The sequence below is a fragment of the Streptomyces sp. NPDC042002 genome, assembly GCF_055588305.1.
Genome location: NZ_JBVJCT010000002.1, coordinates 121411 through 135511, shown reverse-complemented (window position 1 = coordinate 135511; position 14101 = coordinate 121411). Strand labels below are relative to the sequence as shown.

The window sequence follows — 14101 nt, the reverse complement described above, 5'->3', positions numbered from 1 at the left end:
CGACCGACAGCGTGCCGGCCGCCACCGCCGGGACCGGCCGTGCGCCCGCCGCCACCGCCGTCATCGACCCGGGGACCGCCGTGGCCGACACCGTCGCGCTGCCGCCCGTCCCGTCGGACAGGACGCTCCCGGCCCGGCCGACGGCCGCCCCCGCGGAGCTCGAAGCGCGCGAGGTGTCGGCCTGGTTCGGCAGCCACCTGGTGCTGGAGCGTGTCTCCCTGACCATGCCCGCCGGACAGGTCACCGCCCTGATCGGCCCCTCCGGCTGCGGCAAGTCGACCTTCCTGCGCACCCTCAACCGGATGCACGAGCTGATCCCCTCGGCCGCGATGGCCGGCGAGGTGCTCTTCGACGGCGAGGACATCTACGCCCCCGAGCGGCGGCTGACCGAGGCCCGGCGCCGGATCGGCATGGTCTTCCAGAAGCCGAACCCGTTCCCGGCCATGTCGATCTACGACAACGTGGTCGCGGGCCTGCGCCTGACCGGCACCCGCGCGGGCCGCCGGGAGAAGGACGAGCTGGTGGAGGAGAGCCTGACCAGGGCCGGTCTGTGGAAGGAAGTACGGGACCGACTCCGCCAGCCCGGCGGCGCGCTCTCCGGCGGCCAGCAGCAGCGTCTGTGCATCGCCCGCGCCCTGGCCGTACGGCCCCGGGTGCTGCTGATGGACGAGCCGTGCTCGGCGCTCGACCCGACCTCGACGCGCCGCGTCGAGGAGACCATCCACGAGCTCGCCGGCGAGGTGACCGTCGTGATCGTCACCCACAACATGCAGCAGGCGGCCCGCGTCTCCCAGCGGTGCGCCTTCTTCCTCGCCGAGCAGGGAACCCCGGGCGGCATCGTCGAGCACGGCCCCACCACCGACATCTTCGGCACCCCCAAGGACCACCGCACGGCGGACTACGTAGCGGGCCGCTTCGGCTGAGCCCCCCCCGCCGGGTGCGGGCCGGACCACCCGCGCCGGGTCCGCCCGTGCTGCGCCGACCCGTGCCGGGCCCGCCCCCGCCGGGTCCGTCCTGGGCGGGCCCCCGCTCGTCCGGCCGTCCTCGCGGGCCCACCCGGGCCAACCCCGGCCCCACCCATCGCCGGGGGCCGCCCCCGGCCCCGCGGATCACAGAACGTGACCCGCCCGTCGCGCGACGGTGACGGTTACGGAATCCGGTTGCGGTGTTGTGAGACTGTGGAGGCCGGATAGGGGAATGCGCCCGGTATACCGGGCGTTCCCTCGTGCACATCGGCGGGCGATCCCCGGCCGAGTCGGATCACAGCCGGTCACCCGGCCCGCTCAAGATCCAAACGCCCGAAGAGCCGGGCGAGTTTACCCATCCTCGTAGCCGGTCATGCGCCGCGCGGTCAGATTTTCTTCCCCTAACGGGCTGAACTTTTGTTGATCGTGGGTCAGTTGGCCGCCCGATCGTCCTACCCTTCAAAGGGTGAACCAACTGATGTCCCGAGAGTCCGAGGCCGATCTCCCCGGGGAGCCGTTGCTCCCCGGCGCGCTGCCCGAGGCGCTGCGCGCCGAACTCGTGGCGTTCCGTCGCGACCTGCACATGCACCCGGAGCTCGGCAACCAGGAGTTCCGCACCACCGCGGCGATCAAGGCGCGCCTGGAACGGGCGGGCCTGAAGCCGCGTGTCCTCTCCATCGGGACCGGCCTCATCTGTGACATCGGTGACGCGGACGACGTACGTCCCATGCTGGCGCTGCGCGCCGACATCGACGCGCTGCCCATCCCGGACACGAAGAGTGACTGCGCGTACCGCTCGACGGTGCCCGACCGAGCCCACGCCTGCGGCCACGACGTCCATACGACGGTCGTGCTCGGCGCCGGTCTCGTCCTCGCCGACCTGCACGCCCAGGGTCTGCTGCCCCGGCGCGTCCGGCTGATCTTCCAGCCCGCGGAGGAGGTCCTGCCCGGCGGCGCCCCGGACGCGATCGAGTCGGGCGTGCTCGAAGGAGTCGGGCGGATCGTCGGCGTGCACTGCGACCCGAGGGTCGACGCGGGGCGCATCGGACTGCGGCACGGCGCCATCACCTCGGCGTGCGACCGGCTGGAAGTGTCCCTGGACGGCGCGGGCGGCCACACCGCGCGCCCCCACCTCACCACCGACCTCGTCACCGCCGCCGCGCGGGTCGTGACCGACGTGCCGGCGCTCGTCGCCCGGCGGGTGGACGCCCGCAGCGGGCTCGCGGTGACCTGGGGGCGCATCGAGTCGGGGCACGCCTGCAACGTGATCCCGCAGCACGCCGAGCTGTCCGGCACGATCCGCTGCCTGGACCTCGACGCCTGGCGGGCCGCGCCCGACCTCGTCCACGCTGCCATCGACGAGATCGCGAACCTCTACCGCGCCAAGTCCGAGATCAACTACATCCGGGGCGTCCCGCCGGTCGTCAACGACCCCGCCGTCACCGACCTGCTCCGCGACGCGATGACCGCCCGGCGCGGCGCGCACTCCATCGAGGACACCGAGCAGAGCCTCGGCGGCGAGGACTTCTCCTGGTACCTGGAGCACGTGCCCGGCGCGATGGCCCGCCTCGGGGTGCGCCCGCCGGGCGACCGCACCATCCGTGATCTGCACCGGGGCGACTTCGACGCGGACGAGCACGCGATCACGGTCGGCGTCGAGATGTTCACCGCCGCGGCCCTGCTGGTCCAGGACCCGTCCGACCGGGTCTGAAGGCGTCGGGCGCGGCCGGTGATTCCGGTCGCGCCCCCAGATCCCTCGCAGTAGCGTGGTCCCCAGTCGTTCGTCATCAGTCACTCTGTGGAGCAGAAGCCACCCGCTCCGTCACGTGGACTCCGTTATCCGGACACACCGCGTGGTGGTCGTGGAGGGTGCTGCATCCCCAAACGCGCCTTTCGGTCCGGTGGTTCACAAGGACGTAACCGGCCATCGGCACGAATGGATAACGGCCAGGCGGAACCCCGTTCCCTGGACGGTCTACGCGCGTTAATGTGCGCCGAACTCAGCACCCACTGCGGGGCTTTGGAGAATGGGGAGCTTCAGATGCGTCGGATAGCCAGCCTGACCCGCGTCGCGGTGGGGGTCGCGTCGCTCGCACTCGCCGCCACGGCCTGCGGCGGCACCAGCAGCGACAGCAACAGCAGTAGCAGCAGTTCGAGCGGCGGTGCCAAGGGCCTCGCCATCGCCTACGACGTCGGCGGCAAGGGCGACCAGTCCTTCAACGACGCCGCGTTCGCCGGTCTGGAGAAGGCGAAGAAGGAGTTCGGCTACAAGACGGCCGACGTCGAGCCCACCGACAACGAGACGGACGCCGACAAGCAGCAGCGCCTGGAGTCGCTGGCCAGGCAGGGCTACAACCCCGTCATCGGCATCGGCTTCGCCTACGGCCCCGCGCTGGAGAAGGCCGCCGCGAAGTTCCCGAAGACCAGCTTCGGCATCGTGGACTCGGTCGTGGCGGGCAAGAACGTGGCCTCCCTGGTCTTCGCCGAGCAGGAGTCCTCGTACCTCGCCGGTGTCGCGGCCGCCAAGGCCACCAAGAGCAACACCGTGGGCTTCGTGGGCGGTGTGGACGTTCCGCTGATCCACAAGTTCGAGGCCGGCTACACGCAGGGCGTCAAGGACACCAAGCCCGGCGTGAAGGTCCTCTCGCAGTACCTGACGCAGACCGCGGCGGAGGGTGGCTTCTCCAGCCCCGACAAGGGCAAGGCCGCCGCCGAGGGCCAGATCGAGAAGGGCGCCGACGTCCTCTACGCCGCGGCCGGTCTGTCCGGCCAGGGTGTCATCGAGGCCGCCGCCAAGGCGAACGTGTGGGCGATCGGCGTCGACTCCGACCAGTACAAGCAGCAGGCGCTGGCCCAGTACAAGGACCACATCCTGACCTCCGCGCTCAAGGACGTCGGCGGCGCGGTCTACACGCTGTCCAAGTCGGTCCACGACGGCAAGCCGCTGACCGGTACGCAGACCTTCGACCTCAAGGTCAACGGTGTCGGCCTCGCCGACAGCAACCCGAAGATGGGTGAGATCGCCGGTCTCACCGACGCCGTGGCCAAGGCCAAGGCGGCCATCGTCGACGGCAGCATCAAGGTCAAGACCAGCTAGTCGCCGCGAGCGGCGGGTGACGCGGCGGGCCGGTCCCGCCACCTCCCCGTCGTACGGGCGAACACGGTCGAAGCGCAGCGGAACGGGCGGGCACCCCAGGTGCCCGCCCGTTCCGCTGTCCGTTTCCGGGGTCACCCACCGCCACTTTCCCTTTGCGATCGGCAAGTCCCGGTCGCGTGGACAAGTGGCGTCGGGCACAGCCGGATAACAAGGTGGACAGAAGGGGTTTTCTAGTTGGTCTACGCGCGTTAATCTGCGGCGAAGCCAGCGCCGAAGCTGAACCGTCAGGCGCTGAACGACAGGAGCACACGTAATGCGCCGGGTTACCCGCATCGCGCTCGCAGGTACTGCGACCGCCTCTCTCGCCCTCGCTCTGTCCGCCTGTGGCGGCACCTCGACCTCCGCCTCGTCCTCGACGGACGCGAAGGGTCACAAGGGCCTCGCCATCGCGTACGACGTCGGCGGCAAGGGCGACCAGTCCTTCAACGACGCCGCGTTCGAGGGTCTGAAGAAGGCCAAGAGCGAGTTCAAGTACGCCACCGCCGACGTCGAGCCCACCGACGGTGAGACGGATGCGGACAAGACGCAGCGTCTGGTCTCGCTGGCCAAGCAGGGCTACAACCCGGTCATCGGCATCGGCTACTCCTACGGCCCGGCCGTCAAGGCCGCCGCGGCGAAGCTCCCGAACACCACCTTCGGCATCGTCGACGACTCCACCGTCACGGCGAAGAACGTCGCGGACCTGGTCTTCTCCGAGCAGGAGGCCTCCTACCTCGCCGGCGTCACCGCCGCCCTGTCCACCAAGACCGACACCGTCGGCTTCGTGGGCGGCGTGGACGTTCCGCTGATCCACAAGTTCGAGGCGGGCTTCGAGCAGGGTGTCAAGGACACCAAGCCCGGCGTCAAGGTCCTCTCGCAGTACCTGACGCAGACCGCCCAGGAGGGTGGCTTCGCCAGCCCCGACAAGGGCAAGACGGCCGCCGAGGGCCAGATCGAGAAGAAGGCCGACGTCGTCTACGCCGCGGCCGGTCTGTCCGGTCAGGGCGTCATCGAGGCCGCCTCCGCCAAGAAGGTCCTGGCCATCGGTGTCGACTCCGACCAGTACCTCCAGCAGGCGCTGGCCCAGTACAAGGACTCGATCCTGACCTCCGCCACGAAGGACGTCGCCAAGGCGGTGTACAACCTGGCGAAGTCGGTCGAGGACGGCAAGCCCGAGAGCGGTATCGTTCGGGGCGATCTGAAGTCCGGTGAGGTCGGCCTGGCCGATTCCAACCCGGCGTTCAAGAACAACACCGCGATCCAGGACGCCGTCAAGGCCGCCCAGGAGAAGATCATCAGCGGTGCGATCAAGGTCAAGACCAGCTGACGAGAAGTACCTCAGGAGCAGCCAATGCGGTCCCGGGGAAGTTCGGGTGCGTCTCTGTGCCGTCCGGCACGGGGAGGCGCCCGCTCCGCCCCGGAGTCGCTTGGTAACCGCGGGGTTACGTCCGCTCAACGGGATGCGGGGAGTCTTGCTCCCCGCGTCCCGTTCTCGCGGCGCGTGGCCCCTTTCGTTGCCGTAGGGGCGCTACGCGCGTAGACGACCCCCTTTCCCTCAGGAGAGTGCGCCATCAACGCGTCCAGCAGCCCTCCGGCCGGCGCGGTCAACGGTCAGGCGACCGCTGTCGAACTCGCCGGGATCACCAAGCGATTCCCTGGCGTCGTGGCCAACCACGACATCCACCTCAGCGTCCGCAAGGGCACCGTGCACGCCCTCGTCGGCGAGAACGGCGCCGGCAAGTCGACGCTGATGAAGATTCTCTACGGCATGCAGAAGCCGGACGAGGGCACCATCGCCGTCGACGGTGAACAGGTCACCTTCTCGTCGCCCGCGGACGCCATCGCCCGCGGCATCGGCATGGTCCACCAGCACTTCATGCTGGCCGACAACCTCACCGTCCTGGAGAACGTCGTCCTGGGCAGCGAGAAGCTGTACGGGATCGGCGGCAAGGCCCGCCGCAAGATCGTGGAGCTCTCCGAGCGCTACGGCCTCGGGGTCCGCCCCGACGTCCTCGTCGAGGAGCTCGGCGTCGCCGAGCGGCAGCGCGTGGAGATCCTCAAGGTCCTCTACCGCGGTGCCCGCATCCTGATCCTGGACGAGCCCACCGCCGTCCTGGTGCCGCAGGAGGTCGACGCGCTCTTCGACAACCTGCGCGAACTCAAGGCCGAGGGCCTGTCGGTCATCTTCATCTCGCACAAGCTGGGCGAGGTCCTCTCGGTCGCCGACGACATCACGGTCATCCGGCGCGGTACGACGGTCGGCACCGCCGTGCCGTCCGAGACGACCCCGCGTCAGCTCGCCGAGCTGATGGTCGGCAGCGAACTGCCGACGCCCGAGACCTCCGAGTCGACGGTCACCGACCGGGCCGTGATCGAGGTCGAGGACCTGGTGGTCTTCGCCAAGGGCTCGGTGTCGATGGGCAAGGGCTCGGCGGCCCTGCTCATGGACGAGGTGGAGCGCGGCACCGTGCGGCTCGTGCTCGACCATGTCTCCTTCACCATCCACGCCGGTGAGGTGATGGGTATCGCCGGTGTCGAGGGCAACGGCCAGACCGAACTCATCGACGCGCTGATCGGCCTCAAGGGCGCCGACTCCGGTGTCATCCGCTTCGCGGGCGAGGACATCACCGGCCTGTCGACGCGCAAGCGCCGCGAGAGCGGCATCGGCTACATCCCCGAGGACCGCCACCGGCACGGCCTCCTGCTGGAAGCACCCCTCTGGGAGAACCGCATCCTCGGCCATGTCACCGAGAAGCCCAACGCCAAGGGCGTCTGGATCGACATCAAGGGCGCCCAGCAGGACACCCGGCGCATCGTCGAGGAGTACGACGTCCGTACCCCCGGCATCGACGTCACCGCGGCCTCCCTGTCCGGCGGCAACCAGCAGAAGCTGATCGTCGGCCGAGAGATGAGCCACCGGCCGAAGTTCCTGATCGCCGCCCACCCCACTCGCGGTGTGGACGTCGGAGCGCAGGCGCAGATCTGGGACCAGATCCGCGCGGCGCGCCGCGAAGGACTCGCCGTCCTGCTGATCTCCGCGGACCTGGACGAGCTGATCGGCCTGTCCGACACGCTCCGGGTGATCTACAACGGCAAGCTGGTCGCGGACGCCGACCCGGCCACCATCACCCCGGAGGAACTCGGCTCGGCCATGACCGGCGCCGCCTCCGGACATCTGGAGAACGAGGAGCTCGCCGACCAGGCCGAGCTCGAAGAGCCCGCCGAGACCCCGGCAGACGCCCCGGAAGACGAGGCCTGATGATGAAGAAGTTCGACAAGGAGCGCCTGCTCCTCGGGGTGGCCGGACCGGTCATCGCGCTCGTCGTCGCCGTGGCGCTGACCTCGGTCGTGCTGATCGCCTCGGGCAAGAACCCGATCGAGCCGTACACGATCATGTTCCAGCAGGCGACGTACTCCGACATCCAGGTCCTGATCATCAACCAGGCCTCGCTGTACTACATCGCGGCGCTGGCGGTGGCCATCGGCTTCCGGATGAACCTGTTCAACATCGGTGTCGACGGCCAGTACCAGCTCGCCGCCATGATGGCCGCGATCGTCGGCGCGCACGTCGCGCTGCCGGCCGTGCTCCAGGTCCCGCTGCTGATGGTGACCGCCATCTGCACCGGCGCGTTCTGGGCCGGTATCGCCGGTGTCCTCAAGGTCACCCGCGGGGTCAGCGAGGTCGTCGCGACGATCATGCTCAACGCCATCGCGACCTCCGTCATCGCCTACCTCTGGCTGCCCGACGTCTTCGGCGTCAAGCTCGGCAACAACAACACCACCGGCGAGATGCACAAGTCCGGCTGGATCCCCGGCTTCAACATGGGTGACGCGGGCGAGATCTACGGCCTGGTCATCCTCGCGGTGCTCCTCGGCATCGGCTACTGGATCGTCCTCAACCGCACCCGCTTCGGCTTCGACCTGCGCGCCTCCGGCGCCTCCGAGTCCGCCGCCGCGGCCAGCGGTGTCGACCCCAAGCGCATGGTGCTCACCGCGATGCTGCTCTCCGGCGGCATCGCCGGTCTCGCGGGTCTGCCGATCCTGCTCGGCGACACCCACACGTACAGCCTGAACTTCCCGGTCGGCATCGGCTTCCTCGGTATCGGCATCGCCCTGCTCGGCCGCAACAGCCCCGTCGGCATCGCCTTCGCCGCCCTGCTGTGGGCCTGGCTGGACAAGGCCTCGCCCGAGCTCGACTTCCACGGGTACGACAAGGAAATCGCGGTCATCATGCAGGGCCTGATCGTGATCGCGGTCGTCGTCTCGTACGAGTCCGTGCGCGAGTGGGGTCTGCGCCGCCAGCAGCGCCGCGTCGGCGCGGAAATCGCCGCGGGCCACGTCCTCGGCGCCACCGACAACACCCAGAAGGAGGTGGCTGGCCAGTGACCACCGCAACCGACGTCAACCAGCCCACGCTGCAGCCCGCGGCTCCCGGCGGCCGCCGGATGTCGCTTCCCGTCCTCCTGCTGGTGATCGCGGGCGCCCTGGCGCTGACCTCGATCGTCCGCATCATCACCGGCGCCGACGGCATCACCAACGTCAGCCAGATGTCGACCGCGCTCGAACTGGCCGTCCCGATCGGCCTGGCCGGTCTCGGCGGTCTGTGGGCCGAGCGCTCCGGCGTCGTCAACATCGGCCTCGAAGGCATGATGATCCTCGGCACCTGGTTCGGCGCCTGGGCCGGCTACCAGTGGGGCCCGTGGACCGGTGTCCTGATCGGCGTCCTCGGCGGCGCCGTCGGCGGTCTGCTGCACGCGATCATCACGGTCACGTTCAACGTCAACCACATCGTCTCCGGTGTGGCCATCAACATCCTGGCGCTCGGCGTCACCCGCTACCTCGCCCCGATCGCCTTCGAAGGCGTCCAGGGAGGCTCGGCCAAGCAGTCCCCGCCGGTCGACTCGCTCGGCCAGTTCACCGTGCCAGGGCTCTCCGACTGGCTCACCACCCTGAACTCCAAGGGCTGGTTCTTCGTCTCGGACCTCGCGGGTCTGCTCGGCGGTCTGGTCACCGACGTCTCCTGGCTGACCCTGATCGCCATCGCGCTGGTCCCCGCCACCTGGTGGATCCTGTGGCGCACCTCGTTCGGTCTGCGGCTGCGCTCCTGCGGCGAGAACCCGATCGCGTCCGAGTCGCTCGGCGTGAACGTCTACAAGTACAAGTACATCGCCGTGATCATCTCCGGCGGTCTGGCCGGCCTCGGCGGAGTCTTCCTCTCCATCGTCGCCAACCCCTTCTACCTGGAGGGTCAGACCAGCGGCCGCGGTTACATCGGTCTCGCGGCGATGATCTTCGGCAACTGGATGCCCGGCGGCCTCGCGCTCGGCGCCGGACTGTTCGGCTACACCGACAGCCTCAACCTGCGCGGCGGCTCGGAGAACGTCCACGCCCTGCTGCTGCTCGGCGCCATCCTGCTCGTCATCGGCGCGATCTGGCTCGCGGTCAAGAAGAAGTACGTGTCCGCCGTCATCACCCTGGTCGTCGGCGTCCTCGTGTACCTCTGGTACGCCACGACCAACGAGGTGCCCAACCAGATCGTCTCCGCCACCCCGTACGTCATCACGCTGCTCGTCCTCTCGCTGTCGGCCCAGCGCCTGCGCATGCCGAAGGCGGACGGTCTGCCGTACCGGAAGGGACAGGGGAAGTGACCCCCGCCGGCGTGGCGTCCGCGGACGTCGACTGGGAGGAGCTGCGGGAGGTGGCCCGTACGGCGATGTCCCGCGCGTACGCCCCCTACTCGGACTACCAGGTCGGCGCCGCCGCCCGCGTCGACGACGGCCGGATCATCTCCGGCTGCAACGTCGAGAACGCCTCCTACGGCCTCGGCCTGTGCGCCGAGTGCGGTCTCGTCTCGGAGCTGCACACCACCGGCGGCGGCCGGCTGACGCACTTCACGTGCGTCGACGGGCGGGGCGAGATCCTCGTCCCGTGCGGACGCTGCCGGCAGCTGCTGTTCGAGTTCGGCGGGGACGAACTGATCCTGGAGACACCGGAGGGGCTCGTGCCCCTCTCCGAGATGCTGCCGCAGGCCTTCGGGCCGGCCCATCTCACCAAGTAATGCCCCGCGGCCCCTCCTGATCCACCGATCCCAGGGAGGGGCCGCTCATCTTTCGGAAGGAACGCCATGGCCATGGACGCCGTCTCCGTCATCCGCACCAAGCGGGACCGCGCCGAACTCAGCGATCCGCAGATCGACTGGGTCATCGACGCGTACACCCGCGGCGAGGTCGCCGACTACCAGATGGCCGCCCTCAACATGGCGATCCTGCTCAACGGCATGAACCGTCGTGAGATCGCCCGCTGGACGGCCGCGATGATCGCCTCGGGCGAGCGCATGGAGTTCTCCTCCCTGTCCCGCCCGACCGCCGACAAGCACTCCACGGGCGGCGTCGGCGACAAGATCACCCTCCCGCTGGCCCCGCTGGTCGCCGCCTGCGGTGCCGCCGTGCCGCAGCTCTCCGGGCGCGGCCTCGGCCACACCGGCGGCACCCTGGACAAGCTGGAGTCGATCCCCGGCTGGCGCGCGCTGCTGTCCAACGAGGAGATGCTGCACGTCCTCGACACCACGGGCGCGGTCATCTGCGCGGCCGGCGACGGCCTCGCCCCGGCCGACAAGAAGCTCTACGCGCTCCGCGACGTCACCGGCACGGTCGAGGCCATCCCGCTCATCGCCTCCTCCATCATGTCCAAGAAGATCGCCGAGGGCACGGGCTCGCTCGTCCTGGACGTGAAGGTCGGCTCCGGCGCCTTCATGAAGACCATCGAGGACGCCCGCGAGCTGGCCTCCACGATGGTGGGCCTCGGCACCGACCACGGTGTGAAGACGGTCGCGCTGCTCACCGACATGTCGACGCCGCTCGGCCTGACCGCGGGCAACGCCCTGGAGGTCCGCGAGTCGGTGGAGGTCCTCGCCGGCGGCGGCCCGGCCGACGTCGTCGAGCTCACCATCGCCCTGGCGCGCGAGATGCTCGACGCGGCCGGAGTGAAGGACGCCGACCCGGCGAAGGCGCTCGCCGACGGCTCCGCGATGGACGTCTGGCGCCGCATGATCGCCGCTCAGGGCGGTGACCCGGACGCCGCGCTGCCCGTCGCCCGCGAGCAGCACGTCGTGACCGCCCCGGCCTCCGGTGTGCTGACCCGCCTCGACGCGTACGACATCGGCATCGCCGCCTGGCGCCTCGGCGCCGGCCGCGCCCGCAAGGAGGACCCGGTGCAGGCCGGCGCGGGTGTCGAGCTGCACGCCAAGCCGGGCGACACGGTGACGGCGGGCCAGCCCCTCATGACCCTCCACACGGACACCCCGGACCGCTTCGAGTACGCGCTCCAGGGAGTCGAGGGCTCCTACGACATCGCGCCGGCGGGCACGGACTTCAAGGCCACGCCGATCGTGCTGGACCGTATCGCCTGATCGGCACGTCCACTCCGCTCCACGACGGGGACCGGCGCGCTCGCGCCGGTCCCCGTTCGCGTCTCACCCGAGCACGGCCGCGATCACCACGAGCACCGGCACGGCCAGAATCGTCGAGAGCAGGATCGACTCGCGGGCCAGGGACTCGCCGGCCCGGTAGCGCGAGGCGTACGTGAACAGGTTCTGCGCGGCGGGCAGCGCCGAGGTGACCACCACGTCGAGCAGCGGCGCGCCGCCGAGGCCGAACACGCCGACGGCCAGTGCCCAGGCGGCCAGCGGCTGCCCCACCGCCTTCAGCGCGACGGACAGCAGCACCGGACCCCGGTCCGCGCCGCGGCCGGGCAGACTGCTGCCGCACAGCGAGATCCCGAACGCCAGCAGCACCGCGGGTACCGACATACCGCCGATCAGCCGGAGCGGATCCAGGATCGGGCCCGGCACGGTCAGACCGGTCGCCGACACCGCGACCCCGCTCAGCGAACCGACCGCGATCGGATTGCGCAGCGGTGTGATCAGCCGCCGCCACAGCGGACCCTTCTCGCCCGCCCCGGACAGGTCGAGCACGGTCAGGGCGATCGGTGTGACCATGATCTGCTGGAACAGCAGCACCGGCGCCACCAGCGACGCATCGCCCAGCACATACACGGCGATCGGGATACCGAGGTTGCCGGAGTTGACGTAACTGGAGCAGAGCGCGCCGATCGTCGTCCTGCCGAGGCCCCAGCGGCGTACGGCCCCCACCGCGACGAACACCCCGGCCGCCGCGGCCGTGCTCACCGCCGTGACCAGCAGCCGGCTGGAGAAGATGACCGACAGATCGGCCTGCGCGAGCGTCGTGAACAGCAGCGCGGGCGACGCCACGTGGAAGGCGAGCTTCGTCAGCACCTCCCGCCCGTTGTCCCCGAGATGGCCGCGCCGTCCGATGACGTACCCGACGCCGATGACCACCGCGATGACCGCGAAGCCCGTCAACACCCCTTGCACGGCGCCCCCTCGGCGGGGAGAGGGCCGTCGGGTATCGCGGGCGGAACCGATTCGTGGGGCACGCATCCAACTCAACGGGGAGGAGCCGACGCGGGTCAATGTGATCTTCCGCGCCGCCCGCGATGAGTTCCGTCCCCCCGGACGGTCTACTGACTGTGGATTCCGCGACACCGGCCGTACTCGTGCTGCCAGGACTCGTCACCCGGGACGAGGTGCCCCGGCTCTGCGAGGCCGTCCGAGCCCACCTCGGGATGGCCGGGGGTGGGGTCGTGGTCTGCGATGTCGCGGGCCTCGGACCGCCCGGCCTCGCCGCCGTCGAGGCGCTGGCGCGCATGCAGCTGGCGGCCCGCCGGGCGGGGGGCCGGATCCGCCTGCACGGCCCGGACCCGGCGCTGCGCGCCCTACTCGACCTGGTCGGCCTCCGCTTCGAGACCTCCGACAGCTCCGGTCCCGCCGGCTCCCCGGGTTCTGAGGGCCTCAGCACCCTCGGGTCCGTCGAGATGGAGAGGGAGCCCGAAGAGCGGGAACCAGCGGGCCGTGTCCAGGAAGCAGTGGAACCCGGTGACGCGGCCCTTTGAGATCTCCAGCGCCTGCACCGCCCAGGGCGTGTAGCCGCCCCCTTCCTCGTCCGGTTTGTACTGCGCGAAGCCCGGCAGACCGTTGACCTCGACCGGGATCAGATGCGAGCCGGCGCAGGCGGCACCCAGCGTGGTCATGAAGCCGGTGATGTCCTCCGGGCCGCGCAGCCACAGGTCGAACGGCGGCATCGTCATGATCGCGTCCTCGTGGAGGAGTGCCGTCAGAGCCGTCATGTCGTACCCCTCGAACGCCGCCACATAGCGCTCCAGGAGCTTCTGCTGCTCCTCGTCGAGCGGGTCGGAGGTGGCGGCGTCCGCGCCCGCCCCGTCGTTCTCCGCGAGGGTGGCGCGGGCCCGCTGGAGCGCGCTGTTGACCGACGCGACCGTGGTGCCGAGCAGCTCGGCTACCTCGCTCGCCTTCCACGCGAGGACCTCGCGCAGGATGAGGACCGCGCGCTGCTTGGGCGGCAGGTGCTGGAGAGCCGCCATGAAGGCGAGGCGCACCGACTCCTTGGCGACCGCCGCCTCCGCCGGATCACCGGCCGAGGGCAGCACGCGGGCGTCCGGCACCGGCTCCAGCCAGGTGTTGTCCGGGCGCGGGGTGAGCGCCGCCTGTGCGAGCGGCGAGGGAGCCGAGAGATCCATGGGACGAGCCCTTCGGTTGCCCGCGTTGAGCATGTCCAGGCAGACGTTCGTCGCGATCCGGTACAGCCAGGACCGCATCGAGGACCGGCCCTCGAACTTGTCGTAACTGCGCCAGGCCCGGACCATCGTGTCCTGCACCGCGTCCTCGGCCTCGAAGGACGAGCCGAGCATCCGGTAGCAGTACCCGGTCAGCTCGACCCGGTGCTTCTCCAGCCGGACGTCCAGGTCCGCGGTCGTCGCCGTACCCTCGCTCATGGCCAACCCACCCCTGTGGCTGTTTCCGTTCGGCGCGTCATTGCGCCGGCACTTCGGAAGCTACCGCAGCCCACTGACAATGGCGTGCGGAGCGGCGAAAGGTGCAGGTCAAAGGGGGTGTATCGGAGGG

Annotated in this window: 11 protein-coding genes and 1 pseudogene; 10 read left to right on the top strand and 2 right to left on the bottom strand. The window is 70.2% G+C overall.

The features are described 5' to 3' along the window. Positions 1–98: 98 nt before the first annotated feature. From pstB to ACZ6KY_RS03320, 9 genes are all read left to right on the top strand, one after another. Positions 99–923 carry a phosphate ABC transporter ATP-binding protein PstB gene (pstB, locus tag ACZ6KY_RS03360; RefSeq protein ID WP_469308964.1) on the top strand — a complete coding sequence of 275 codons (825 nt, stop codon included), beginning with the start codon at positions 99–101 and terminating at the stop codon, positions 921–923. Between the two features lie 520 nt (positions 924–1443). Continuing rightward, positions 1444–2676: a M20 family metallopeptidase gene (locus ACZ6KY_RS03355; protein ID WP_469308963.1), complete on the top strand. Its 1233-nt coding sequence runs from the start codon at positions 1444–1446 to the stop codon at positions 2674–2676. 330 nt (positions 2677–3006) lie between these two features. After that, on the top strand, positions 3007–4062 hold the full coding sequence (locus ACZ6KY_RS03350; protein WP_469308611.1) for a BMP family lipoprotein: 1056 nt from the start codon (positions 3007–3009) through the stop codon (positions 4060–4062). Positions 4063–4375: 313 nt separating this feature from the next. Then, complete coding sequence (locus ACZ6KY_RS03345; protein ID WP_469308610.1) at positions 4376–5428, top strand: BMP family lipoprotein; 1053 nt, start codon at positions 4376–4378, stop codon at positions 5426–5428. 243 nt (positions 5429–5671) lie between these two features. Beyond that, the gene (locus ACZ6KY_RS03340; protein WP_469308962.1) at positions 5672–7360 is read left to right on the top strand and encodes an ABC transporter ATP-binding protein; all 1689 of its coding nucleotides are present in this window, start codon (positions 5672–5674) and stop codon (positions 7358–7360) included. A 2-nt stretch (positions 7361–7362) separates the two neighbouring features. Next, positions 7363–8487 (top strand): ABC transporter permease, encoded by a 1125-nt coding sequence (locus tag ACZ6KY_RS03335; RefSeq protein WP_469308961.1) that lies wholly within the window; start codon positions 7363–7365, stop codon positions 8485–8487. A gap of 59 nt (positions 8488–8546) precedes the next feature. Next, the gene (locus ACZ6KY_RS03330; protein WP_469308960.1) at positions 8547–9749 is read left to right on the top strand and encodes an ABC transporter permease; all 1203 of its coding nucleotides are present in this window, start codon (positions 8547–8549) and stop codon (positions 9747–9749) included. After that, positions 9746–10159 carry a cytidine deaminase gene (locus tag ACZ6KY_RS03325; RefSeq protein WP_469308609.1) on the top strand — a complete coding sequence of 138 codons (414 nt, stop codon included), beginning with the start codon at positions 9746–9748 and terminating at the stop codon, positions 10157–10159. Before ACZ6KY_RS03330 ends, ACZ6KY_RS03325 begins: the two co-directional genes overlap by 4 nt. Positions 10160–10225: 66 nt before the next feature. Beyond that, on the top strand, positions 10226–11509 hold the full coding sequence (locus tag ACZ6KY_RS03320) for a thymidine phosphorylase (RefSeq protein ID WP_469308608.1): 1284 nt from the start codon (positions 10226–10228) through the stop codon (positions 11507–11509). A 63-nt stretch (positions 11510–11572) separates the two neighbouring features. On the opposite strand, the gene ACZ6KY_RS03315 is transcribed toward ACZ6KY_RS03320, so the two are convergent. After that, positions 11573–12493 carry an AEC family transporter gene (locus ACZ6KY_RS03315; RefSeq protein ID WP_469308607.1) on the bottom strand — a complete coding sequence of 307 codons (921 nt, stop codon included), beginning with the start codon at positions 12491–12493 and terminating at the stop codon, positions 11573–11575. 122 nt (positions 12494–12615) lie between these two features. On the opposite strand from ACZ6KY_RS03315, the pseudogene ACZ6KY_RS03310 reads away from it, so the two are divergent. Further along, positions 12616–12855: pseudogene (locus ACZ6KY_RS03310) on the top strand (STAS domain-containing protein); the annotation flags it as partial. A 39-nt stretch (positions 12856–12894) separates the two neighbouring features. On the opposite strand, the gene ACZ6KY_RS03305 reads toward ACZ6KY_RS03310, so the two are convergent. Beyond that, the gene (locus ACZ6KY_RS03305) at positions 12895–13971 is read right to left on the bottom strand and encodes a sigma-70 family RNA polymerase sigma factor (RefSeq protein ID WP_469308606.1); all 1077 of its coding nucleotides are present in this window, start codon (positions 13969–13971) and stop codon (positions 12895–12897) included. Positions 13972–14101 lie beyond the last annotated feature (130 nt).